26 protein-coding genes are annotated in these 23,861 nt (G+C 65.0%); 11 read left to right on the top strand and 15 right to left on the bottom strand.

The window, feature by feature from the left end:
- Window positions 1-44: 44 nt before the first annotated feature.
- The 14 genes from MNI96_RS00490 to MNI96_RS00425 all read right to left on the bottom strand — a co-directional run bounded on the left by MNI96_RS00490 (window position 45) and on the right by MNI96_RS00425 (window position 12,999).
- A complete protein-coding gene (locus MNI96_RS00490) occupies window positions 45-1,058 on the bottom strand; it encodes a DUF6352 family protein (protein ID WP_283776272.1) in 1,014 nt (337 codons plus the stop codon).
- Complete coding sequence (locus MNI96_RS00485) at window positions 1,058-1,546, bottom strand: DUF6505 family protein (protein ID WP_249689394.1); 489 nt, start codon at window positions 1,544-1,546, stop codon at window positions 1,058-1,060. The genes MNI96_RS00490 and MNI96_RS00485 overlap by 1 nt, the downstream gene beginning before the upstream one ends.
- On the bottom strand, window positions 1,543-2,358 hold the full coding sequence (locus tag MNI96_RS00480) for a biotin/lipoate--protein ligase family protein (protein WP_249689393.1): 816 nt from the start codon (window positions 2,356-2,358) through the stop codon (window positions 1,543-1,545). The genes MNI96_RS00485 and MNI96_RS00480 overlap by 4 nt, the downstream gene beginning before the upstream one ends.
- A 59-nt stretch (window positions 2,359-2,417) precedes the next feature.
- Window positions 2,418-2,609, bottom strand: coding sequence for a DUF6494 family protein (locus tag MNI96_RS00475; RefSeq protein WP_249689392.1), 192 nt, complete (start codon window positions 2,607-2,609; stop codon window positions 2,418-2,420).
- Window positions 2,610-2,701: 92 nt separating this feature from the next.
- Window positions 2,702-3,622 (bottom strand): S1C family serine protease, encoded by a 921-nt coding sequence (locus MNI96_RS00470; protein WP_249689391.1) that lies wholly within the window; start codon window positions 3,620-3,622, stop codon window positions 2,702-2,704.
- Window positions 3,619-3,783, bottom strand: a complete 165-nt coding sequence (locus MNI96_RS00465; protein ID WP_249689390.1) for a hypothetical protein — start codon at window positions 3,781-3,783, stop codon at window positions 3,619-3,621. Before MNI96_RS00465 ends, MNI96_RS00470 begins: the two co-directional genes overlap by 4 nt.
- Window positions 3,780-5,168: a c-type cytochrome gene (locus MNI96_RS00460; protein ID WP_249689389.1), complete on the bottom strand. Its 1,389-nt coding sequence runs from the start codon at window positions 5,166-5,168 to the stop codon at window positions 3,780-3,782. The genes MNI96_RS00465 and MNI96_RS00460 overlap by 4 nt, the downstream gene beginning before the upstream one ends.
- Window positions 5,169-5,181: 13 nt before the next feature.
- On the bottom strand, window positions 5,182-6,342 hold the full coding sequence (locus MNI96_RS00455; protein WP_249689388.1) for a formate dehydrogenase subunit gamma: 1,161 nt from the start codon (window positions 6,340-6,342) through the stop codon (window positions 5,182-5,184).
- Between the two features lie 56 nt (window positions 6,343-6,398).
- The gene (locus MNI96_RS00450; RefSeq protein ID WP_249689387.1) at window positions 6,399-6,596 is read right to left on the bottom strand and encodes a hypothetical protein; all 198 of its coding nucleotides are present in this window, start codon (window positions 6,594-6,596) and stop codon (window positions 6,399-6,401) included.
- A 102-nt stretch (window positions 6,597-6,698) separates the two neighbouring features.
- A complete protein-coding gene (fdh3B, locus tag MNI96_RS00445; protein WP_067214644.1) occupies window positions 6,699-7,298 on the bottom strand; it encodes a formate dehydrogenase FDH3 subunit beta in 600 nt (199 codons plus the stop codon).
- Window positions 7,299-7,310: 12 nt separating this feature from the next.
- Window positions 7,311-10,292, bottom strand: coding sequence for a formate dehydrogenase subunit alpha (locus MNI96_RS00440; protein WP_249689386.1), 2,982 nt, complete (start codon window positions 10,290-10,292; stop codon window positions 7,311-7,313).
- Between the two features lie 120 nt (window positions 10,293-10,412).
- The gene (locus tag MNI96_RS00435; protein WP_120268116.1) at window positions 10,413-10,604 is read right to left on the bottom strand and encodes a twin-arginine translocation signal domain-containing protein; all 192 of its coding nucleotides are present in this window, start codon (window positions 10,602-10,604) and stop codon (window positions 10,413-10,415) included.
- A gap of 86 nt (window positions 10,605-10,690) precedes the next feature.
- Complete coding sequence (locus MNI96_RS00430; RefSeq protein ID WP_249689385.1) at window positions 10,691-11,362, bottom strand: TorD/DmsD family molecular chaperone; 672 nt, start codon at window positions 11,360-11,362, stop codon at window positions 10,691-10,693.
- 458 nt (window positions 11,363-11,820) lie between these two features.
- Window positions 11,821-12,999: an Mrp/NBP35 family ATP-binding protein gene (locus MNI96_RS00425; protein ID WP_249689384.1), complete on the bottom strand. Its 1,179-nt coding sequence runs from the start codon at window positions 12,997-12,999 to the stop codon at window positions 11,821-11,823.
- Window positions 13,000-13,270: 271 nt separating this feature from the next.
- On the opposite strand from MNI96_RS00425, the gene MNI96_RS00420 reads away from it, so the two are divergent.
- From MNI96_RS00420 to MNI96_RS00375, 10 genes are all read left to right on the top strand, one after another.
- The gene (locus MNI96_RS00420; protein ID WP_249689383.1) at window positions 13,271-13,738 is read left to right on the top strand and encodes a BLUF domain-containing protein; all 468 of its coding nucleotides are present in this window, start codon (window positions 13,271-13,273) and stop codon (window positions 13,736-13,738) included.
- Between the two features lie 131 nt (window positions 13,739-13,869).
- The gene (locus tag MNI96_RS00415) at window positions 13,870-14,328 is read left to right on the top strand and encodes a BLUF domain-containing protein (protein ID WP_249689382.1); all 459 of its coding nucleotides are present in this window, start codon (window positions 13,870-13,872) and stop codon (window positions 14,326-14,328) included.
- 126 nt (window positions 14,329-14,454) lie between these two features.
- Window positions 14,455-15,375, top strand: coding sequence for a formate dehydrogenase accessory sulfurtransferase FdhD (fdhD, locus tag MNI96_RS00410; RefSeq protein WP_249689381.1), 921 nt, complete (start codon window positions 14,455-14,457; stop codon window positions 15,373-15,375).
- Entirely contained in the window at window positions 15,372-15,998 is a 627-nt protein-coding gene (mobA, locus tag MNI96_RS00405) for a molybdenum cofactor guanylyltransferase MobA (protein ID WP_249689380.1), read from the top strand. Before fdhD ends, mobA begins: the two co-directional genes overlap by 4 nt.
- Window positions 15,995-16,549, top strand: a complete 555-nt coding sequence (gene mobB, locus MNI96_RS00400) for a molybdopterin-guanine dinucleotide biosynthesis protein B (RefSeq protein ID WP_249689379.1) — start codon at window positions 15,995-15,997, stop codon at window positions 16,547-16,549. Before mobA ends, mobB begins: the two co-directional genes overlap by 4 nt.
- Window positions 16,524-17,813, top strand: coding sequence for a molybdopterin molybdotransferase MoeA (locus MNI96_RS00395; protein ID WP_249689378.1), 1,290 nt, complete (start codon window positions 16,524-16,526; stop codon window positions 17,811-17,813). The genes mobB and MNI96_RS00395 overlap by 26 nt, the downstream gene beginning before the upstream one ends.
- Before the next feature lie 198 nt (window positions 17,814-18,011).
- Window positions 18,012-18,788 carry an ABC transporter substrate-binding protein gene (locus MNI96_RS00390; protein ID WP_249690361.1) on the top strand — a complete coding sequence of 259 codons (777 nt, stop codon included), beginning with the start codon at window positions 18,012-18,014 and terminating at the stop codon, window positions 18,786-18,788.
- 63 nt (window positions 18,789-18,851) lie between these two features.
- Window positions 18,852-19,565 (top strand): ABC transporter permease, encoded by a 714-nt coding sequence (locus tag MNI96_RS00385; protein WP_249689377.1) that lies wholly within the window; start codon window positions 18,852-18,854, stop codon window positions 19,563-19,565.
- Entirely contained in the window at window positions 19,562-20,398 is an 837-nt protein-coding gene (locus MNI96_RS00380; RefSeq protein WP_249689376.1) for an ABC transporter permease, read from the top strand. Before MNI96_RS00385 ends, MNI96_RS00380 begins: the two co-directional genes overlap by 4 nt.
- Window positions 20,399-20,498: 100 nt before the next feature.
- Window positions 20,499-21,662 carry a trans-sulfuration enzyme family protein gene (locus MNI96_RS00375; protein WP_249689375.1) on the top strand — a complete coding sequence of 388 codons (1,164 nt, stop codon included), beginning with the start codon at window positions 20,499-20,501 and terminating at the stop codon, window positions 21,660-21,662.
- On the opposite strand, the gene MNI96_RS00370 is transcribed toward MNI96_RS00375, so the two are convergent.
- Window positions 21,659-22,549 (bottom strand): LysR substrate-binding domain-containing protein, encoded by an 891-nt coding sequence (locus MNI96_RS00370; protein WP_249689374.1) that lies wholly within the window; start codon window positions 22,547-22,549, stop codon window positions 21,659-21,661. The genes MNI96_RS00375 and MNI96_RS00370 overlap by 4 nt on opposite strands.
- A 413-nt stretch (window positions 22,550-22,962) precedes the next feature.
- On the opposite strand from MNI96_RS00370, the gene MNI96_RS00365 reads away from it, so the two are divergent.
- Window positions 22,963-23,841, top strand: a complete 879-nt coding sequence (locus tag MNI96_RS00365; protein ID WP_249689373.1) for an NAD(P)-dependent oxidoreductase — start codon at window positions 22,963-22,965, stop codon at window positions 23,839-23,841.
- Window positions 23,842-23,861: the final 20 nt, after the last annotated feature.

Raw genomic sequence — 23,861 nt, 5'->3', positions numbered from 1 at the left:
GGCAATGTCCGATTGCTTGCGGACAGGGGCCGCGGGCGGGACGTTCAGTTTCGAGGCCGAACGGGCAGGTTTGTCAACAGGTTCTGGGGTTTCATGCGCACGATATTGTCGGCGCCCATCGCCAGCCCCATCCAGACCGGCTTCCCGCGCATGCTCTCGATGGCATCGCCCCGATTGTCGAAATCCATGCGGAACAGGGCGACGATGCGCCCCAGATCCGCCTCCCCAACCTGCTGCCCCTCGTAGAGGGCATTGAGGATGCGCGTTGACTCCGCATCCAGCCCGACATGCCAGGACCAGCGCTCGTCGCGGATCGACTGCTGCGGCTGGATGCGCACAGACACCCCATGGAAATGGCCTATCCAGCTTTCCAGAACACGGGCGAAGGCATCCAGCGCCGGCTCGGTAAAGCGAAAATCGATGGCCGTGTCGAAGCGGTCCGACCGGTCCCAATAGATCGAGGCATTCTCCTCGGTGAGCACGTCCAGCGAGACCGACGGCATGGGCGTGCCGGCTTCCGCCAGCAGCGCACCGAGGCCGCCGAGGCCACCGGTGCGCGAATAGGTCTCGACCATCTCGGCATCGGCCAGCATCAGCTGTCCTTCCGCGGTGGTCACGACCTGCTCCCGGAACAGGAGTTCGCCGGCGCGCACGCGCAACGGGTCGGCCACCTTGCGCAGGACATTGTGGGTGATCAGGTGCACGAGTTGATCGATGAACATCGGCGGAATGTCGATGCCAGTGCCCTTGAAAAGGGCCGCATAGCCTCCCTCCAGGCTGCCATGGGCGACCAGATGGTCCCGGAAGCGCAGGACGACACGGTAGTTGTCGGCCGCATCCGGGTCGGCGATGGCCAGAAGATCGCTTTCGCCGACCGCGGCAAAGGGATCGGTCATCAGCGTCTCGAACAGGCGATGCTCGGCCTCGCAGGATTCTTCGACGGGATGGATCTCCGGCCTGGTGAAATAAGCCCGAAGGAAGTCCGGCGTCACCTCGAGATAGCCGTTCGCATCGCGGCTCAACAGGTGCGCCCCTGACGATTTCCAGAATTGCGGCATCAGTCGTCCTCGGTCACGTCCCAGATGCGGGCATGGGGCGCATCGCCCGGAGGCGTTACCAGGTGGAAGCTCTCGCGGATCGTCCCGTCGTCCTCGTCGATCTCCCGACTGATCGCCAGCAGTGCGTTGAGGTCGAGCTCCGCTGCAATCTCCGCCGTGTCACTGAGTTCCGCCTCGGCAACGGGGCGCGCCGCCTCCATGGAGGGGGCGCCATGCTCCTCGACGAAGTGCTTGCAGAGCCTTTCCAGCAGCCTCTCCCGTTCCTCGTCGGAGATTTCGGCCGGGGTCGCAAGTGTCGTCCAGCCGAAGTTCTCCAGCGACAGAAAGCCGGAGACGAACGCCTGGCGCAGCTTGCCGGTCAGGCCCTCGTCGGCATAGGCGCGAAAGGCGAACGTGCCGGGGATGACCCAGTCTCCCGCTTCCGCCGCGAGCGGAAACACCTTCGTGTCCGATACATCGAGCCGGATTGCCTTGAGCAGCCGCGTCATTGGTCATTTCCCCTGTTGTGCAGCGCCAACATGGCATCCTGGCTGTCGCGCCGGTCGAGATGCACCAGGTGCTCGCCGAGCGGAAGCACGACCGCAGAGGCCCCGTCGGCCGGCTTCAGCAAAAGGCCGCCGGTCTCGTCGAGCCCCAGAAACAATCCACGCTGTTCGCCCTGCGGCCCGGGTACCACGATCTCTTCCCTATAGCCATCGGCGCGGAACAGCCAGTTGTCCAGAACCGGCGCGAAGCCGTCGACGTCCCAGGAATGGATCCAGGTGAGCAGGTGTCGCGACAGGGATTCGATAGCAAGCCTATGCTCCAGCTCCGCCGCGCCCTCGTCGGCAAGGCTGGTGAGATGCGGCATCTCGCCCGGTTCCATCGGTCCTCCGACGGGAGCAAGGCGCACCTCGATGCCGACCACCAGCCAGAGCGGTGCGCCGTCCTCGCCGATATCCGTAGCCTGACGGAAGCGGGCACGCCCGACCCTTGCGCCGTTTGCGCGCAGGACGGCCGGCCATTCGTAGGTCAGGGCGATTTCCGGCGGGATCAGCGCGCCGATGGCATCGGTCGTGGCGACCATGGCGAGGAACAACATTTCGACGCCGCGCGCCGGCTCCACGTCAGGCTCCAGTACAAGCGCGATGCGGACATGCGCAGGATCGGACGACCACAGCAAATCTCCAGCCGAATAGTGGCCTGCTTCCGCGCCCGCCACCGCTGCCTCGAAGGGATGATCGCCACCATCCAGCCTGTGCCCCTTCAGCAAGGGCGGGAAAACCGGCTCCGGGAGCTGGTCGACGTTATTTTCCGGCAAGATGACTGTGTTCCTTCAAGAGTTGAATCCGGCAACGCCGGGGAGTATCCGAGGATGGCTCAACCCAGGTCGATCTTACCCGTGACCACATGCTCGAACTCCTGACCCTCCAGCGTCAACACGACCTTCGCCGCAAGCGTGCCGTCAGTTAGTCCGTTGGTGCGAACATGAGTCTCCAGAGCCTGTTGCGAGGTCACACCGACCTGCTTGAGGAACTTCCTGAGGGACATGTTGAAGGTTTCGTCGTTCATGAGACCTGTCCTTTCGATGCAGCAGCCGAACCGGATGGTGGCCGCAGGATAATATTCAGAACATGAATCCGGAAGCAGTCACAAGTGACTGATCAATCGGAGAGATCGAGCTTCGTTTCAGAAATCGATTCACCTCGGCGCAAGGTCACGATGCCGGTCGCGTCGCTTCGCTCCAGCCGCCCGCGCAGCAGTGCAACGCTTGCGAGAGGCCAGCCGTCGACTGCAAGGATCACATCGCCGGTCTGCAGGCCCGCTCGCGCGGCAGGGCCCTCTTCGCGAACCGAAATCACCTGAAGGCCGGCCGCCAGCGGACCAGCAGGCGTCGGGCGCAGGCTCGCCCCAAGCGCACGTCGCGGCGAGCGCCCCTCCTGTACCGCCTCGACAACCCTGCGGGCCAGCGCCCAGGAGACGGCAAAGTTCACACCGATATCGCCGTCGCCGGACTTCGTGTAGATCGCCGAGAGGATGCCGACAAGACGCCCTTGCGCGTCCACCAAGGCCCCGCCGGAGGCGCCCGGATTGACGGCGGCATCGGTCTGCACGAAATCCTCCACGGCGTTGAATCCGATGCCCCCTCGACCAGTCGCCGAGACCACGCCGCAGGTCACCGAGATGCCGAGACCGAAGGCATTGCCGAGCGCACAGACGGGGCTGGCAGGTTCAGGATCGTGGCCCGCCGCAAGGGCCGGCAATTCGATGCCCGCTCTCAACACAGCCAGATCGGTTTCCGGGTCACGGTGTACGATTTCGGCAGCGTGGACGCTGCCGTCGCCAAGGCGGATGCGAACGCTTTTCGCCGCGCCTATCACATGATCGGCGGTCAGCAGCAAACCATCCTTGCCGACGACGACGGCGGAGCCCTCCGGTTCCTCTGTCCGCCGCTGGTCAGCCGGCCAATCCGGCAACAACGCAACGACGGATCGCAGAGCCGCAGAGGCGCCAACAGTCTCGGCAAGAACCGTCGGCGCGCCTGCGACGAGGAACGCCAGGACGGCCACCGCCGGGCGGATCATTCGCCCGGTCGCTTGCCGGAATCGGGAGACAGCCGGACCGCACCCGGATTGTGGGACGAATAGACCGAGGCCGACGAATAATCGAGCTCGCGGGTCAGATAGGCCCAGGCCCCGGTCCCGATCACCGCGAGCGCCAGGATTGCGCTCAGGAACGCCTTCATTGCTTCTGTTCTCCTTGGCTGTCCGCCCCGCTCCCTTCGGGCGCGGTCGCACGTTTCAGATAGGCCACCAGGGCATCACGCTCCTCGTCGCTCCGCAGACGTTGGATCGGCATCTTGGAGCCGGGCGTCACCACGTCGGGACCGTGGTCGAAGAGATCGGAGATTGTCTGCTCGTCCCACAGAAAGTCGAGACGCTTCAGCGCCTCGGAGTAGGGATAACCGGGCAAGGTGCCGACGCGCCGTCCGAATACGCCATAAAGCGTCGGGCCGGCGCGATTGCCGCCATCGGGTGTAAGCGTGTGGCAGACGGAACACTTGCGCGCGAACTGCCGGCGTCCGAGATCGTCCTCCGCCGAGACCTGGAACCGGCGCGGAAACTGGCTTTCCACCGGCTCGAACGGCTCGCGCGGCGCCACCTGCCAGATGTTCACGTGATCATCCAGTCCGGCATAGAGCGCGATCGCGCCACCGGACGACAGGGCAAGCCCCCAGACCGGGCCATAGGGGTTCTCGAACTCTTCCAGCAGCTCCCACTCGCCGGTGTCGTAGACACGGATGCGCCCATCGCCGCCGCCGCTGGCAAGCCGGCTCCCGTCGTGCGAAAGCGCCAGAGACAGAACCGGCCGTTCGTGGCTGGCAAGCTGCTTGAATACCGCGCCTTGCGCGATGTCGATCACGGCAACCGCACCATCCGTCGCACCGAAGGCCAGATGTGTCTCGCCCGGAAGCAGGCGCATCACGTTGACGCCCCAGCCGTGCGAGTGGACCTCCCGCAGCATCTCTCCACTTTCGCGTTCAAACACCCGGATGGTACCATCATAGGAGGCGGTGAACACGCGGCTGCCGTCCCGGGAAAAGGCGACGGCATTGACGTTGCCGCGATGCCCGTCCAGCACCGCGCGCTCGGACAGCCTGTCGCCCTCCAGCGCGAAGATCCTGGCGGTACGATCCCAGGAGGCCGTCACGGCAAACTGCCCGTCGGCACTGACGGAGACCGCCAGCATCTTGTCGTCGCCGGTATCGACACGGTCGAGCACCGCGCCGTCGGACAGGTTCCACAGGATGACGGCGCCATCATCGCCGACCGACACGGCGCGCTGCGCTCCGGCGAAGGCGGCATCGTTTGCCGCAGCCTCATGGCCTATCATGCGATGAACGACCTGCCCCTTGCCAGCCTCGAACCTCCAGAGGATGACCGAGTAGTCGAAAGATGTCGTAAGGCCGTGCTTGTCGTCCGCATCGAGCGCGACCGAGCGAACCGGACCGCCATGACCGTGCAGCCGCTCCGGCCAGACCTGCGCAGACTCATCGCCGGCGGCGACCGCGTGGCCGCCGGCCAGCATGACCCCCAGAATGACGACGAAGGCGTTGATCACTGCCGACACGTCATGCTCCGGCCTATTCTGCGGGCTGAGTCTTTGTCGTTCCCTTGTGCTCCGCCTCGCGAGCCATCACCTCGTCGACCCAGAGCGAGTGATGCTCCTTCGCCCAGTTGAGATCGACCTCGCCGGACCCCATCGCATCGAACGCACCTTCCATGCCGATGGTGCCGATGTAGATGTGAGCGATGATCACGCAGATCAGGAACACGCTCATGATCGCGTGCCAGAGCGAGGCGAGCTGCTGCTCCTGCAGGGGGGACAGAGGCACCGGCAGCGCGGTCCCGAACACGGTGTTCACCAGCTCGAACGTGCCGGAGAAGAAGTGCGTTGTGTACGGGAAGAGCAGCGTCCAGCCGGACAGAGAGATCGAGAGGCCGCCGAGGATCGTCAGCCAGAAGATGACCTTCTGCCCGGCGTTGAACTTCTTCGCCGGCGGGTGGAGCTTGCGCGAGAAGATGCCGCCGCCCTGAAGCACCCACTTGATATCGGCCTTGTGCGGCAGGTTGTGGCTGACCCACATCACGAAGATGATGACGAGGCCCGCCATGAAGGCGAAGGCGAGATAATTGTGCAGGTACTTGCCGAAGATCGTGAGCGCGCCGAAGGCTTCCGGGCCGATCAGCGGCAGCAAAACGTATCGGCCGTACATCACATTGAGGCCTGTCAACGCCAGGATGATGAATGACGAGGCGAGCAGCCAGTGGCCGAAACGTTCGAAGGCGGCGAAGCGCGTGATGGTCAGGCCGGACCGGCCGTGCTCAATACGGATCCGGCCGCGGATCGCGAAGAACAGGCTCAGCACCACCACCATGGCCAGCATCGCCCAACTGGCGTAGAGCGCAAGCGGGCCATTGCGGATCGAGCGCCAAAGCTCCCCCTCCGACTGGACGAGGGTCGCAGCGTTCTGGTCCGGGATGGAAACCTGTCCGGCGACGCCCTGGCGCACGGCACGCCACATTTCGGTATCGGAATCCGTTCCCAGCGTGTTGCCGGGAACCCGTCCCTGTACGGGCGATGCCGCTGCCGGATCGTTGTCTACCGGTTGCTGCGCAAGAGCCGGATCCTGCACCGCAATCGCAAGGAACAGCGCGGCGAAAACCGCCAAGAGAGCGATGCGAAGCCGCCGGACAGGGCCATCCGAGATATGTGCGGGGCGCGCGGTTCCCGTGTCGTTCATCCTAGTCCCTCCCCTGTTCCGTCCACAGGCTTGATCTTCAGGCTTTTGTCGAGTTTCTAAAAGCGCTGCCGGTTGCCGCGCTCCTGCAGAGCACGACGCTCCTCCGCCGTCAGTGGGGCATCTTCCGCGCCCTGATAGACGCCCTTCTCCAGATGCAGCGGGCGATTCTGCTCGTCGTCCCGGCAGCCCGGAACCAGCGCCAGCAGCGCTCCCGCGACGATCAACATGCCCCAGGTGGCGGATCCCGATTTCACGTTACTCTCTCCTCGATCGGATTGCGGCGGTGCAATGCCTCGCCGACGCAACAGAGGCGGCCGCAGGCCGCCCCTGTCATTTTCAACGGCTGGAGCGACCGATCAGAAGCTGCCGGCTTTCTGCTCGTAGGCGGTCCCCCATCCCCACGCGCCAGAGCCGAAGCCGCGGGCCACGACGCGCTCGCGATAGATCGACGAGACCACGTCGCCGTCGCCAGCCAGCAGAGCCTTGGTCGAGCACATCTCCGCACAGAGCGGGAGCTTGCCCTCGGCAAGACGGTTGCGGCCGTACTTGGCATATTCTGCCGAGGAGTTGTCCGCCTCGGGGCCGCCGGCGCAGAAGGTGCATTTGTCCATCTTGCCGCGCGAACCGAAGTTGCCCGCCTGCGGATACTGCGGCGCGCCGAAGGGGCACGCATAGAAGCAATAGCCGCAACCGATACACAGGTCCTTGGAGTGAAGGACCACACCCTCGTCGGTCTGATAGAAGCAGTCGACCGGGCACACCGCCATGCAGGGCGCGTCGGAGCAGTGCATGCAGGCGACGGAAATCGAGCGCTCGCCCGGCTTGCCGTCCTGAATGGTCACCACGCGGCGACGATTGATGCCCCACGGCACCTCGTGCTCGTTCTTGCAGGCAGTGACGCAGGCATTGCACTCGATGCAGCGTTCGGCGTCACAGAGGAATTTCATCCGTGCCATGGTTTTTCCCCCTTACGCCACGCGCTCGATGCGGCAGAGCGTGGCCTTGGTTTCTTGCATCTGGGTGACGCTGTCATAGCCGTAGGTCTGGGCCGTGTTGGTCGCCTCGCCGAGCACATAGGGATCCGAACCGGTCGGATACTTGTGCCTCTGGTCCTCGCCCTGGAAATGGCCGCCGAAGTGGAACGGCATGAAGGCAACGCCCACGCCGACGCGTTCGGTCACCATGGCCATCACCTTGACCTTGCCGCCTTCCGGACCGTGCACCCAGACCATTTCCCTGTCGCGAATACCGAGATTGTTGGCATCGCGCGGATTGATCTCGATGAACATGTCCTGCTGCAGCTCGGCCAGCCACGGGTTGGAGCGGGTCTCGTCGCCGCCGCCCTCGTATTCCACCAGACGGCCCGAAGTCAGGATGATCGGGAAGTCCTTGGAATAGTCGTTCTCCTGGATCGACTTGTAGCGGGTGGGGACGCGCCAGAAGGTCTTGTCCTCATAGGTCGCATACTTGTCGAGCAGATCGCGACGGCTGGTGTAGAGCGGCTCGCGGTGCAGCGGCACCGGATCCGGGAACGTCCACACGACGACGCGGGCCTTGGCATTGCCGTAGGGCGCGCAGCCATGCTTGATCGCAACGCGCTGGATGCCGCCGGACAGGTCGGTCTTCCAGTTCACGCCGCCGACCCGGTCGTTGTAGTCCGACGGGATATCGCCGGTCTGCGAGGTCTCGCCGACCTCTTCCGCAGAGGGCATGGCATCGATCATGCCGGCCGCCCACTCGATCATCCGCCGCTCGTACGGCGTCAGATCCTTGTCCCAGCCCAGCTTGATCAGCATGGCCATCGTGAACTCGGGATAACCGTCCTCGATTTCCGAGCCGACCGGCCAGGAGCCTTCGGCCAGCAGGTTGTCGCCGTCCTTCTCCACGCCGAAACGGGCGCGGAAGCCCATGCCGCCCTCGGCGACCGGCAGCGACGTGTCGTAGAGCACCGCAGAGCCGGGGTGCTTCATTTCGGCAGTCCCCCAGCACGGCCAAGGCAAGCCATAGAAGTCGCCATCTGCCGGGCCGCCATTGGCGCGCAGGGTCGTGCGGTCGAACGTGTGCTGGTTCTCCATGTGCAGCTTCATCCGCTCCGGCGACTGGCCGGTATAGCCGATGGTCCACATGCCGCGATTGAACTCGCGGGTCACGTCCTCGATGAGCGGCTCCTCGCCGTTCACCTCGATATTCTTGAACATGTCCTCGGCAAAACCGAACTTCTTCGCGAAGAGATACGCGATGGTGTGGTCGGTCTTGGACTCGAACAGCGGATCAATGACCTTCTCGCGCCACTGCAGCGAGCGGTTCGATGCCGTCACCGAGCCGTAGGTCTCGAACTGAGTGGTCGCCGGCAGCAGGTAGACGCCGTCCTTGCGGTCATGCATCACCGCCGACATGGTCGGGAACGGATCGATGATGACCAAGAGATCGAGCTTCTCCATCGCACGCTTCATGTCGGGCAGACGGGTCTGCGAGTTCGGAGCGTGGCCCCAGAACACCATCGCGCGGGTGTTGTCCGGCTGAAGGAGGTTCGCCTTGTCTTCCAATACGCCGTCGATCCAGCGCGACACCGTGATGCCGTTCTCGAACATCATCGGCTTGTCCTTGCCGTCTGCGCCCTTCATCGTGGCGAAGCGTTCGGCAAGGCTGTCGTAGGAAACGCCCCACACGCGCGCCCAGTGGCGCCAGGAGCCTTCTGCCAGGCCATAATAGCCCGGCAGCGTGTCGGCAAGCACGCCCAGGTCCGTCGCGCCCTGCACGTTGTCATGGCCGCGGAAGATGTTGGTGCCGCCGCCGGCCTTGCCCATGTTGCCGAGCGCAAGCTGCAGGGCGCAATAGGCACGGGTGTTATTGTTGCCGTTGGTGTGCTGGGTGCCGCCCATGCACCAGATTACGGTGCCGGGACGGTTGTTCGCCAGGGTACGGGCGACGCGCTTCAGCTGCGACCCCGGCACGCCTGTGACGCGCTCGGTCTCTTCCGGCGTCCACTTGGCCACCTCGGCCTTGACCTGATCCATCCCCCAGACGCGCTGGCGCAGGAACTCCTTGTCCTCCCAACCGTTCTCGAAGATGTGCCAGAGGATGCCCCAGACCAGTGCGACGTCGGAGCCCGGACGGAAACGGACATATTCCGATGCATGCGCCGCAGTGCGGGTGAAGCGCGGATCGCAGACGATCAGCGGCGCCGCGTTCTCTTCCTTCGCCTTCAGCACATGAAGCAGGGAGACCGGGTGCGCCTCGGCGGGATTGCCGCCGATGATGAAGATCGCCTTGGAATTGTGGATGTCGTTGTACGAGTTCGTCATCGCACCGTAGCCCCAGGTGTTCGCGACACCTGCGACCGTGGTGGAGTGACAGATACGCGCCTGGTGGTCGACGTTGTTCGTGCCCCAGAAGGCGGCGAACTTACGAACCAGGTAGGCCTGCTCGTTGCTGTGCTTGGCCGAGCCGAGCCAGTAGACGCTATCCGGACCGCTCTCGTCGCGGATCTTCAGCATCTGGTCGCCGATCTCGTTGATCGCCTGATCCCAGGAAATGCGCTCCCACTTTCCGCCGACCAGCTTGGTCGGGTACTTCAGGCGGCGCTCACCATGGGCGTGCTCACGTACCGAAGCGCCCTTGGCGCAGTGCGAGCCGAGATTGAACGGGCTGTCGAAGCCCGGCTCCTGGCCGGTCCACACGCCGTCCTGGACTTCCGCCAGCACGGTACAGCCGACCGAGCAGTGGGTGCAGACGGACTTCTTGATCTCGACCTTGGCGTTGGTCGGCCCGGCCGCCTCGGCCTTGCGCACCATGCCGCCGGCGAGCGCCCCGGCTGCGGCGAGCCCACCCGCAGCAAGGCCCGACCTGCGCAGGAACGTACGGCGATCCATCGCGCTGGCGCCGATCGCCTCGATCGCGGAAGCCAGGCTGGAACGACGCGCAGTCCCGCTCGTCTTCTTCCTCAGCATCACGTTTCTCCCTCGATTGCGCAGGTCCGTTTCGTGACGGTTCATTCTGCGCATGCCCCTTTTTTGCCTACGGCTCGGGGCACTGAATTTCGACTTAAGACAGTCAGGCGGCCTCGGAGGTCAGAACCGGGCCGTGTCGTAGAAGGTCTTCACATGCTCGGTCTCGCGATAACCGCTGCCTGCCGCCTTGTCGGCCTCGACCGCTTCGGCTTCGCCGGTCACGAGCGTCGCGGTACCCGCTACGGCACCGAGCCCTGCAAGCTTCAGGAAACTCCGACGATCTGCCTCAATCGCTGTGTCCTTGCGTCTCATGACACCCTCTCGTTCCATCGCCATTGCCCTGGACAGCTGCTTTGCCGGCTGCCCGCCTTTTGCCCGGTCGTTGCCGGGCCAGATACTCAACCCGTCTTGCGGTGCTCCGCAAAAAGCCTATCCGCCTCGACCTCGACCGCAAGGAATGCCTGCCCCAGACGCCCCAGCGCCGGATACAACTCGCCCGTCGTGGACGCAGCCAGATCCTTGAAGAAATAAGGCGCCCAAACGGCTAGGTGAGCACGGAAGAAGGCGGAAGCCTCGTCCTCGCCCCCCTCGCCGAAGCTGCCGTCGATCAGCCCGGCCATCATCGCGCAAACCGCCGCGATGTGGTCCTCCGGCTCGTGAATGTCGGGATCGCGCTCGATACCGAGCCTACGCATGTCCTGACGCAGCATAGCCAGCGGCTTCTCGTTCAGAAAACCGGTCAGATAGTACGAAGCGTAAGGGACGAGTTCGCCCCGCCCGACGCCGATGAACAAGTCGTGATATTCGCGCCGGAGCGCCTCGGGATCGACAGCAGCAGCGAGACGGGAGAGCTCGGCCAGCGGACCACCGATTTCGCCGTCGAGGCGCGGCAGCGCCGCGACAGCGGCCAGCCAACCGCGATCTGCGGCCCGCTCGAGCCCGCTTGCCAGAATGCCGTAGAGAATGGCCCGCTCCCCGTCTTCGGGGGCGACAGCCAGCTTCTCTACCACATGCGCCTCCGTCGTTTCGGAATCCGCAACGGCGGCACCGAAATCCGGCTTGTTGATCATCCAGTCAATCTCCCTCGTCTTGCAGATTGTCATTTTGAACGGGTGCAAGCAAACGCTTTCGGTATTGCGCTGCGCACGACTTAATCATGCATATCGTGCAGTTATGTGAATTTCCTTGTACATAACGACACAAAATTACACATAATACATACTCAAGCTTCGCTCATTGATTGTGCGTCGCACAAAAATCGTACTGATCCCAGTTGGACATGCGACAAAAATTATCGATCGAGGGAGGCATTTTGCCTTGAAGTAAAAGTTAACTTGAATAGTCATGTTTCGAAAACACGTTGCCGAACAGTCAAACGTCCGTTCGCGAGCGTTCTCGCCAAGAACTTCCGCCATCAGTCGCGTCGCGATTCGCCAGCAACAAAAAGGGCTTCGCGACACTCGGCCGCGAAGCCCTTGCACAAGACGTCCAGGCTTTCCCCCCTGAAGGATGCGTGCCTGGGGTGACCCTAGCTCTCGATGACGATGCGCGGCGCGGCGCGCTGTCCGCCTTCGCGGTTGCGCTCGATCTCCGCCCATACCTTCGATGCGATGTCGCGATAGATCGCGGCATGGGTTCCTTCAGGGTCGGTAACGGTCACCGGCGTACCGGCGTCCGAGTTGATGCGGATCGCCATATCCAGCGGAACTTCACCGAGGAACGGCACGCCCAGCTTTTCGGCTTCCGCACGCGCTCCGCCATGGCCGAAGATGTCGTGGCGCCCGCCGCAATCGGGGCACAGGAAGTAGCTCATGTTCTCGACGATGCCGAGCAATGGCACATCCACGCGGCGGAACATGTTGAGCCCCTTGCGCGCGTCAATCAGAGCCAGGTCCTGCGGCGTGGACACGATCACCGCCCCGGCCAGCGGAACGTTCTGCGCCATGGTCAGCTGCGCGTCGCCGGTTCCCGGCGGCATGTCGACTACGAGCACGTCCAGTTCGCCCCAGGCGACCTCGCGCAACATCTGGGTGATGGCGGAGATCACCATCGGCCCGCGCCAGATCATCGGGGTCTCCTCGTCCACGAGAAAGCCCATCGACATCACCTTGATGCCGTAGCCCTCCAGCGGCTTGAGGATGCGACCGGAAACCGGTTCCGGCCGGCCCGAGACACGGAAGAGGCGCGGGATCGACGGGCCGTAGATGTCCGCATCGAGCACGCCGACCTTGAGCCCGTTCGCCTGCAGCGCGAGCGCCAAATTGCAGGTGGTGGTCGACTTGCCGACGCCGCCCTTGCCGGAGGCGACCGCGATGATCGCTTTCACGCCCGGCACGCCAGGCTTTGCCGCCTGCTCAGGCGCTGCATGCGCCGCACGGCGCTGCATCGGCGGCGGGACACTGCCCATGTCGGCGGCGGCGGGGGCCGGTCGCACCGGCGGCGTCTTGGTTCCCGCCCCGCCCTGGCGCTCGGAGGTCAGCGCCGCCAGCACCTTCTCGACGCCGGCGAGCTTGCCGACGACCTTCTCGGCCGCCTGCCGCATCGGCTCCAGCTCCTGCGCCCGTTCCGCCGGCACGGTGATCGAAAAGATCACCTTCCCCTCGGAAATGAAAACATCCGAGACAAGGCCAAGCGACACGATATCCCCTTTGAGATCCGGCCCCTTGACCTTGGAAAGCTCGGCAAGGACCTCTTCGCGCGTCGGCATTGCATCCCTCTTTTTCTTCCAGAACATCACGGTTCCCGTGCCCGATCACATGCGCGGAACGTAAGGCCGCACCTGGAAACGTCAATTGCTTTCCCGTCGCAGCCCCGCAAACACGCCCGGCACATCTGCGTTCATGTCCGGCGCAAACGCGACAAAACGGCAGCAGGGAGCGATTTTCACGTGCCCGTCGACGTCTCCTTAACCATTGGTCGAGACCTTGCGCGGCAAACTGCAAGGGTGGCTGGGGACACCGCAAGCAAGGATCGGAAAAATGGTGCTGAGTGCGATCTGCTACAGAGCCCGTATCGACGGCAGCTCCCTTGACGGCGTTCCTTCTCCGGAAGTCGACCGCCTGCTCGACCGGACACGTCGTCTCAACCGCCTCAACGGTGTCACAGGCGCTCTTCTGCGACAGGGAGATCATGTCCTGCTCTGGCTGGAGGGCGAGGCTTCGGGGCTCGCGGACAGCCGCGCCTGCACAGAGAGGGATCTCGGGCTTTCCCGCGTCGAACTTCTCTGCGAAGGCCCGCTCGACGCCCGCCTGTTTCCCCATTGCTGGCTCTGCCTTGCCAACAACGGGGCCAGCACGCAGGACCATCGCATGGAAATGCCCGCGAAGGTTGCCGATGTGCTGGCAGGCCCAGCCTCCGCCGATTTCGCGCAGGTCGCAGATGCGGTCCAGTGCCTTGCCCGGCGGATCGAGGATTGCCGCTACACGCGGGCGGCACTCCTGGTCTGAGCCTCGCAGCGGCGATCCTGCTTGCTTGCCAGCGAGTTAATGGTCACAGGCAAGACTTCGGTTTTCCACTTACGGAACACCAAGGGGTTGTCACTAGACTGCATGTCATGACAGACGCATCGAGGCAGTCCATGACCATCACCCGGCTCAGCTACAGGAGCAGGATCAACTTTAGCGACATGACCTTGTCGTTCGACGAGGAGGTCAACCGCTTGCTCGCGGTCGCGCGCCGCAACAATGCCCGAGACGGACTCACGGGTGCGCTGCTGCTCGCCGGACACACCTTTTTCCAGGTGTTGGAGGGCGAGTGCGGCGCAGTCGAAAGCGCTTACGCGCGCATTATCGACGACACCCGGCACATCGGCTGCCAGATCATCGACCGGCGCGACGATACGGCGCGTCTTCTGCCCGGCATGCCGATGTTCTTTGCTGATGCGCTCGATTCGCAGGACGGCGTGCTGTCGAACCTCTACATCCCGATCTGCCAGGCGCCGGATCTCGCGAGCTATGACGATCTCGCCTCTGCGGTGATCTTCAGTGCCGCCCGTCAGGCCCGTCTCAACACGCAGCCGCGCGCCATATCGGCTTGAGGCCGGCGCGCGCGTCCGTCCCCTTGCCAGCCTCGCCCCTCCTTCCCTAGTTTGATTGCAATAGACACCGTGCGCCGTGGGTCCCGTTTCGCGGGGGATTTCGAGTCGCACGGGAGGGAGGACAGCTTGCAGAACCTTCGAAAAGACGTTGCTCCGGAACGGTTGCCGGATTTTCTCGTCCGGCCCGATCCGCAGGACGAGCGCCTGTCCACCCCGGTAACCGGCATCGACCAGACCGGCCGCGAGGTGGAGATCCGCGTCGTCACGGAGCGGCCGCTGACACTCTATCTCAACGCGCAGGAGATCGTCACGATGATGACGATCGGCGACCGTCCGGATCTGCTGGCCGTCGGCTACCTGCTGAACCAGAACATGCTGCGGCCGGACGACCGCATCACCGGCATCGATTATGACGACGACCTCGAGGTTGTGGTCGTGCGCACCGAGCGCGAGACCAACTACGAGGAGAAGATGAAGAAGAAGGTGCGCACCTCCGGATGCGCGCAAGGCACCGTTTTCGGCGATGTGATGGAGCGCTTCGACGAGATCGTGCTCGACCCCTCGGCCCGCCTTCGCACCTCCTGGCTGCACGCCCTCACCCGTAAGATCAATACCCAGCCCTCGCTCTATCTGGAGGCCGGGGCGATTCACGGCTGCGTGCTGTGCCAGGAAGACCGGGCGGCCGCCTATATGGAAGACGTCGGACGGCACAATGCCGTCGACAAGATCGCCGGTTGGATGTGGCTCAACCATATCCCGCCGCAGGACAAGATCTTCTACACGACCGGCCGGCTGACCTCCGAGATGGTCATCAAGACCGCGATGATGGGCATTCCCATTCTCGTCTCGCGCTCGGGCTTCACCGCCTGGGGCGTGGAGCTTGCCCGCCGCGTCGGGCTGACGCTGGTCGGCCGGGCGCGTGGCCAGCGCTTCGTCGTGCTGTCGGGGCCCGAGCGGGTCGAGTACGACGCGCTGCACGAGGCAGGCGAGCGGGAGGATCCGCGCCACGCCCGCAAAGGCTCGCGCAGCGAGGGCGATGCCGCATGAGCACTGCAGATCTCGCAGGGTGCATCCTGGCCGGCGGCCTTGCTCGCCGCATGGGCGGCGGCGACAAGCCGCTGCTGCCGCTGGGCGGCGAAACCATGCTCGCCCGCGTCATCGCACGGCTTCGGCCGCAGGTCGGCCCTCTCGTGCTCAACGCCAATGGCGAGGCCGGGCGCTTCGCCGAGTTCGGCCTGCCGGTCGCGCCCGATCCGGTCGAGGGCTTTGCCGGGCCGCTGGCGGGCGTTCTCGCGGGTCTCCGCTGGGCGCAGATCCATGCTCCGGGTACGGACGGAATCGTGTCTGTCGCCGGCGACACGCCGTTCTATCCGGTGGATCTTGCTGCCCGCCTCGTTGCCGCACGCAGCGAGGATCCGCAACGGATCGTGCTGGCCCGGGCCGACGGGCACATGCACCCGGTCTTCGGCTACTGGCCGGTCGCGGTCGCGGACTCGCTCGAGACTTTCCTGCGCCAGGGTACGACGCGAAAGGTGCTGGCCTTCGTCGACCTGCATCCCAACACGAGCGCCGACTTCACCCCGCCGCCCGGCGCGCCCGATCCGTTCTTCAACGTCAACACGCCCGAGGATCTGGCTGCCGCCGAAGATCTCCTGAAGGCCGGAGCATGACCGACGAAAGCGCCCCTGCCCCGGTCTTCGGCATCGCCGGGTGGAAGAACAGCGGCAAGACCACCATGACCGAGCGCCTCGTCGCGGCGATCACGGCGCGCGGGTTTCGCGTTGCCACGGTCAAGCATGCACATCACGCCTTCGACATCGACCACGAGGGCACGGACAGCCATCGCCACCGGACGGCCGGTGCCGTCGAGACGGCCCTGGTGTCGGGTCGCCGCTGGGCCGTGATGCACGAATTGCGCGACGAGGCGGAACCTTCGCTTGAAGAGATCCTTGCCCGCCTGTCGCCCTGCGACCTGGTGCTGGTCGAGGGCTACAAGCGCACGCCGCTGCCCAAGCTGGAGCTGCGGCGGTCTTCTGCTGCGCGCGGCGAGCCGCTCTCACCGGGCGATCCGCATGTGGTCGCCATCGCTTCGGACAGCGCCGTGGCGGATACGGCCCTGCCGGTCTACCATCTCGATGATATCGACGGCATCGCCAGCTTCATCCTGACCACCTGCGGACTTTCCGGGACGCGACATGGCTCCGACCAGACGACTGCTTGACGACTGCTTCCTGCACGACCGCGACCGGCTGAGCCATGCGGAGGCGCTGGCCATCCTACGCGAGCGGGTCGTCCCGGTGGTTGAGCGAGAGGCCGTCGGGCTCGACCACGCCCATGCCCGTATTCTGGCAGAAGCCGTCTCGGCGCCTCAGAACGTCCCGCTCGCCGACAATTCAGCCGTCGACGGCTACGCGTTTCTCCATGAGCACTATCTCTCCGCCGGCGACGGCCTCTTGCCGGTCTCCGCGCGCATCGCGGCGGGCCATCCGCTCGAGGCCCCGCTCGCCGTCGGCAGTGCGGCGCGAATCTTCACCGGCGCCCTGATGCCGGAGGGCGCGGACACGGTCGCCATGCAGGAGGACTGCGAAATCGCCGAGCGCGGCGGGCGGACTTTCGTGCATGTTCCGCCCGGCCTGAAGCCCGGCGCCAACCGGCGCAAGGCCGGCGAAGACCTGAAGGCCGGCGAGGTGCTGGTGCGGGCCGGCGCCAGGCTGAGACCGCAGGACATCGCGGCGATCGCCTCCACCGGCACGGACCGGGTCGGCGTGTTCCGCAAGCTGCGCGTGGCGCTGGTCTCCAGTGGCGACGAGTTGCGCCGCCCCGGCCAGCCTTTGCCTGCCGGAGGCGTCTACGACAGCAACCATTTTCTCCTGTCGGGGTTGGTGGCGGCAAGCGGCGTTGATGTCACGGACTTCGGTATCCTGCCGGATCGCTCGGAGGCGGTGCGTGAAGCGCTGGCAAGCGCCGCAGCGAGCCACGATGTCATCGTCACGACGGGCGGCGCCTCTCGCGGCGAGGAGGACCATTTCGTCGACGCCATCGACGAACTCGGCAGCCGGCACATGTGGCAACTGGCGATCAAGCCGGGCCGGCCGATGAATTTCGGCCGTATTGGCGACTGCGTCACGCTCGGCCTGCCGGGCAATCCGGTCGCCGCCATGGTTTGCGGCCTTCTCTACGTCCTGCCGGTCCTGTCTGCGCTCGGCGGCGGCACCTTCTTCGAGCCGGTTCGCTACCAGATCCCGGCCGCCTTCTCCGTGCCGAAGAAGAAGCCCGACCGCCGCGAGTTCTATCGCGGCATTCTGGGCCGCGATGCGACCGGGCGGACCGTCGTGCGCAAGTTCGCCCGCGACGGCTCAGGCCTCATCACCTCACTGCGCGAGGCAGACGGCCTTATCGAGATTCCCGAGGAGATGATGTCGGTCGCCGAGGGACAGCTCGTCGATTTCATCAGTTTCGGCGATTACGGCCTCGCTGCACGCTAGTCCAGACGCAAAAATCCCTGCACTTTCCCCTACGATACCGGAAACAATTGCGGAACAACGTTCCCCGTTCTGCGCAAGCGATGGGGACAATCCAGCGTAAAGCGGTTGAACTTCGGATAATTTTGGTGGGAGTATGAAATCTGACCTCGCGCCGAAAAAATGGACGCGGGCAGAAAACAGTACCGCAGGGGACACATGATGCGTTTGATGAAGATCGCGGCTGCAGCCGCGCTGGCCATTGCTACCGTAGGCGCAGCCGAGGCCAAGGACTGGACCAAGGTGCTGATCGGCACCGAGGGCGCCTATCCTCCCTTCAACAACCTAACCTCCGACGGCCAACTCGTCGGCTTCGACATCGACATCGCCAAGGCGCTCTGCACCGAGATGAAGGTCGAGTGCGAGTTCGTTGTCCAGGACTGGGACGGCATGATCCCGGCGCTGCAGGCCGGCAAGTTCGACGCAGTAATCGCCTCCATGTCGATCACCGAGGAGCGCCTGCAGAAGGTCGATTTCACCAACAAGTACTACAACACGCCACCGGCCATCGCCGTCCCCAAGGACAGCGACATTCCGGCTGCGACCAAGGAAGCGCTGGCCGGCAAGCTGCTGGGCGCGCAGTCGTCGACCACTCACTCCAACTATGCCGAGGCCAAGCTCGGCGATGCCGAGCTGAAGCTCTATCCGACGCCGGACGAGTACAAGCTGGACGTCGCCTCGGGCCGCATCGATGCGGTGATCGACGACGTCGTCGTCCTGTCCGAGTGGCTCGCCACCGAGGACGGCGCCTGCTGCAAGCTGCTCGGAACCCTGACGCCGGATCCGGTGATCAACGGCGAGGGCGCCGGCATTGCCATCCGCAAGAACGAGCCCGAGCTCAAGGAAATGTTCAACACGGCCATCGAGGCGATCCGCGCCAACGGCACCTATGAGCAGATCCAGTCGAAGTATTTCGACTTCGACGTTTATGGCGGCTGACGACCGTTGAACCTCGCGGGCGGCAGTCGTCTGCCGTCCCGCTAAGACCAGCGGTTCCGTCGCATGAATGAAGCCCTCACCCTGATAGCGTTCGGCCCGGACGGCTGGGGCGACGAGATCGCGCGCGGCGTTCTCGTCACCGTGTCGCTGGCGCTGGCCTCGCTGCCCTTCGGCCTCGTGCTCGGGTTCCTGATCGCGCTGGCCAAGAATTCCGGCGAACCGTCACTGCGTTCGGCGGCGAATGTCTACACCACCATCTTCCGCGGCCTACCCGAGCTTCTCACCCTGTTCCTCGTCTATTACGGCGGACAGATGCTGCTCAACGAGATCGCCCGCGTCTTCGTCACCGGCGCGACCGTTGACGTGAACTCGTTCATCGCCGGCATGGTCGCGCTGTCGCTGGTGTTCTCGTCCTACGCCTCGGAGGCTTTCCTCTCGGCGTTCCGTGGGATCCGCCAAGGGCAGTACGAAGGCGGCTATGCGCTCGGCCTCAGCCGCTCGCTGACGATGCGTCTTGTGATCCTGCCGCAACTGATCCGCCTCGCCCTGCCCGCGCTCGGCAATCTCTGGCTGATCCTGCTCAAGGAAACCGCCCTCGTGTCGGCTATCGGGCTCGACGACCTCCTGCGGTGGGCCGGCATCGCCGCCCGCGTCACCAAGGAGCCCTTCCTGTTCTTCGGTGGCGCCTGCCTGATCTATCTGGCTCTGTCCATGATCTCGTCTGCCGGGCTGTCCCGGATCGAGACCTGGACGCGGCGAGGCGAGGCACCGCGATGAGCTGGGTCAGCAACGAGACGCTCGCCCCGCAGCCGGCTCCGCCGGCCCGCCAGCGCCGCTGGACCGGAACGCGCATCGCCGGCCATCTCCTCATGGCGCTCTGGATCGTTGCCGGCGCCAACCTGCTGTACTACCTCGCCAGCAATGTCCTGTCGGACTTCTTCCGGGACTACTGGCAGAAGTATCTCGACGGCATCGTCATCACGTTGCAATTGGTCGGCCTGTCGATGGTCGCCGGCGCGGCACTGTCGCTGCCGGTGGCGCTGGCGCGCGCCTCGCGCAACCCGTTCATCTCCGGGATTGCCTACGCCTATGTCTACTTCTTCCGCGGCACGCCGCTGCTCGCCCAGACCTTCCTGATCTACTATGGCGCCGGCACGTTCCGCCCCTTCTTCAGCGACATCGGCCTGTGGTGGTTCTTCCGCGACGCCTGGTATTGCGCCGTCTTCGCCTTCACCCTGAACACGGCTGCCTACCAGGCCGAGATCCTGCGCGGCGCGGTGCAGAATGTCGACAAGGGCCAGTGGGAGGCCGCAGCCGCGCTCGGCCTGCGTAAGGGCATCACCTTCTGGAAGGTGGTCCTGCCGCAGGCGATGATCGTCGCGCTTCGCCCCTATGGCAACGAGCTGGTGCTGATGATCAAGGGCTCCGCCATCGTCTCGCTGGTGACGATCTTCGACCTGATGGGCGAGACGCGGCGGGCATACTCGCGCACCTTCGACTTCCAGGCCTATATCTGGGCGGCCGTGCTCTATCTCATCGTCGTCGAGGCGCTGCGACGGCTCTGGGACGAGATCGAGCTTCGCCTCACCCGGCACCTGCGCCGCAACTGACCAGTTCCCTTCCGCGAAAAATCGAAACGCCTGCCCCATTGCGGGGCCGGCGTTTCGCGGCTACCGCTTGCCTCAAGATCAGTATCACCGGAGTTTCCCCATGGCCGAAACGACCAACCGCAGCCTCTCTCCCGCTTCGCTTCTGGCTCACGGCGGCGGCGGCATCGATCCGGTGAATGGCGCGGTCGTTCCGCCGATCCACACCGCCACCACCTTCGCCCGCGACACCGAGTACCGCCTGACCAGCGCTGCCCACATCTACTTGCGCGACGACAGCGACCTCGTGCGGCAGATCGAAGGCCTCGTCGCGACGCTGGAGAATGGTGCAGAAAGCCGTGCCTTCGGCTCCGGCATGGCGGCAATTTCCGCGACGCTACGCAGCGTGCGACCGGGCGGCACCATCGTCGCGCAGTCGGGCATCTACTGGGGCACCACCTTCTGGCTGCGCAAGCATTGCGGTCACGCAGGGATCGCCCTGATCGAAGCGGATGCGGCCGACACGGTGCGCTTCTGCGAGACGCTCCGCGAGACCGGGCCAGACCTCGTCTTCCTGGAGGTGCCATCCAACCCGTGGCTGACCGTCGCCGACATCGCTCCCATCGCCGAGGCCGCCCATGCGCTGAAGGCCGTGGTTGCGGTCGACGCCACCGCCGCCACGCCGCTGCTGATGAAACCGCTGGAACTCGGCGCGGACCTCGTCGTGCATTCGGCAACCAAGGCGCTGAACGGTCATTCCGACGTGCTGGCCGGCATTGCCACCTGCCGCGACGCGGACAGCGACGCCTGGCGCTTCATCCGCGAGGAGCGGCACGATGCCGGTGCCGTGCTCGGTCCCTTCGAGGCCTATCTGCTGCTTCGGGGCCTGCGCACCCTGTCCCTGCGGATGGAGCGCATGTGCGCCAACGCGCAGGCCGTCGCCGAGATGCTGGAGGCGCATCCCGCGGTAGAGAGCGTCCTCTATCCGGGCCTTGCCAGCCACGCCTCGCACACTGTTGCCAGCCGGCAGATGGCGGGCGGCGGCTACCTGATGTCGGTGTTGGTCAAGGGCGGCGCTGCAGAGGCCCTGGCGGTCGCCGGGCGGCTGGAGCTGATCAAGCGGGCAACCTCGCTCGGCGGCGTGGAGAGCCTCGTCGAGCATCGCCACACCATCGAGGGTGACGCCACCGGCGTTCCGGTCAACCTGCTGCGCCTATCCATCGGCATCGAGGATGCGGGCGACCTGATCGCGGACCTGTCCTCCGCCCTTGCGCCGCTCGCCCGTTAGTCCGACACGGCACCTCGCCCGTCGCGGTGGCTTCGCAGCCAAGCGATGAAGGTCTTGAGCGGCGGCCGCTGCACACCCGGCCGCGTGACGAGGTGGTAGCCGTTGCCGCGCTCCTCGTCCTCGAACAGGACCCGCAGATGGCCCGAGCGGATCTCCGGCTCGATGAACGCGCGCGCGGCAGCGGTCACCCCGTCGCCGCGCCGCAGACTTTCCAGCATCATGTAGCCCGGCATGTGCAGGTTGTTGCCCTTCGACGGCGCGATGCCCTGTCGCTTCCACCAGTTGGCGCTTTCATTGGCGCCGAGCTCCTGCAGCCAGGGATACTCCCGCAGTTTCGTCAAATCCGTGAAATCCGTATCGCCGACGAGCGAGCGCGCCGCCACGACGACGAAGCTCGTCAGCAGCAACGGTTCCGAATTCAGCCCCCGCCACTGCCCCTTGCCGAAGCGGATGGCGAGATCGACGCCACCCGGCTCCAACTCGACCACGTCCGCCGTCGGGTTCAGCATCAGTTCGATATCCGGGTGCCGATGCCGAAACTCGGAGATGCGCGGCATCAGCCAGCTGACCGCGAAGGTCGGCGTCATGGTCACCTGCAGCGGGCGGGTACGGTCGGCATCGGTCAGTTCCGCCACCGCCCGGTGCATCAGCGAGAAGGCCTCGTCGAGATAATCGGCAAGCGCGCGCCCCTCCTGCGTCAGGGCAAGTCCCCGCCCCTCGCGCACCACCAGTTCGGTCCCCAGGAACGCCTCCAGCGCCCTAACCTGCTGGCTGATGGCTGCATGGCTGACATTCAGCGTTCGTCCAGCTCCGGCCAGCGTCCCGGCCTCCGCCACGGCGGCGAAGGCGCGCAGACTGGCGAGCGACGGCATCCGGCGCCATTCCATATGTAAGCCTCACTTACATTCCGAAGTTTTTCCTGAGTCGCACGAATGGCCAAAAACCGCAATGCTCCCCTACATGAGATCGCCCTGATGGAGAGCCGACATGATCGACGCACTTGCAAGAACCTATCTGATCGCCTTGCGGGCCGAGGACCAGGTCCTTCCGCCTCTCGAGTCGCCGCGTCGGATCTGGCGCCCGGTGAAGCGCCGGCCTGCGACATCGCCCGTCACAGCCCGCGATACGTAAGACGACGGCCGGAGCCTCCCAGCTCCGGCCGCCCGCATTTGCGAAACCTTGTTCTGGATGCACTCCCTCCCTGACACTGGCAGCACGATGCGCTAAAGAGGATGCGACATCATACAATTGCCGTCCTGGCCGGGACGGCTCAGCCAACGAACTCAGGAGGAGGGGCGCAATGGCGAAAGTTGCATTCATCGGTCTCGGCGTGATGGGTTATCCGATGGCCGGTTACCTCAAGTCGCGCGGCGGCCACGACGTCACCGTCTACAACCGCACCGCCGCCAAGGCGGAGAAATGGGCGGCGGAACATGGCGGCTCCCACGCCGCGACGCCCGCCGCGGCGGCCGAGGGTTGCGATTTCGTCTTCGCCTGCGTCGGCAACGACGACGACTTGCGGTCGGTCACCACCGGCCCGGACGGCGCCTTCCACGGCATGAAGAAGGGCGCGATCTTCATCGACAACACCACCGCCTCGGCGGAAGTCGCACGCGAGCTGTACGAGGCCGCGAAGGCCAAGGGCTGCAGCTTTCTCGACGCGCCGGTGTCCGGCGGACAGGCGGGGGCCGAAAACGGCGCACTGACCGTCATGGTCGGCGGGGATGCCGACACCTTCGAGGCCGCTCGCCCCGCCATCGAGTGCTTTGCCAAGATGGTCGGCCACATGGGCCCGGCCGGCGCCGGCCAACTCACCAAGATGGTCAACCAGATCTGCATCGCCGGACTGGTGCAGGGCCTTTCCGAGGCCATCCACTTCGCCAAGAAGGCCGACCTCGACGTCGCCAAGGTGATCGAGGTGATCTCGAAGGGCGCGGCCCAGTCCTGGCAGATGGAAAACCGTTGGCAGACCATGCGCGACGACAAGTTCGACTTCGGTTTCGCTGTCGACTGGATGCGCAAGGATCTCGGCATCTGCCTGAAGACCGCCAACGAGACCGGTGCCCGCCTGCCGGTCACGGCGCTGGTCGACCAATTCTACGCCGAGGTGCAGGCCATGGGCGGCAACCGCTGGGACACGTCCAGCCTCATCGCCCGCCTGCAGAACGCCGGCAAGTAACTCCCCAAAAGGCCCGGCGG

The sequence above is a fragment of the Stappia sp. WLB 29 genome (assembly GCF_023507705.1).
In the GTDB taxonomy this organism is placed as follows: domain Bacteria; phylum Pseudomonadota; class Alphaproteobacteria; order Rhizobiales; family Stappiaceae; genus Stappia.
The sequence above is the reverse complement of the archived record's forward strand: the minus strand, read 5'-3'. Positions and strand labels throughout refer to the sequence as shown.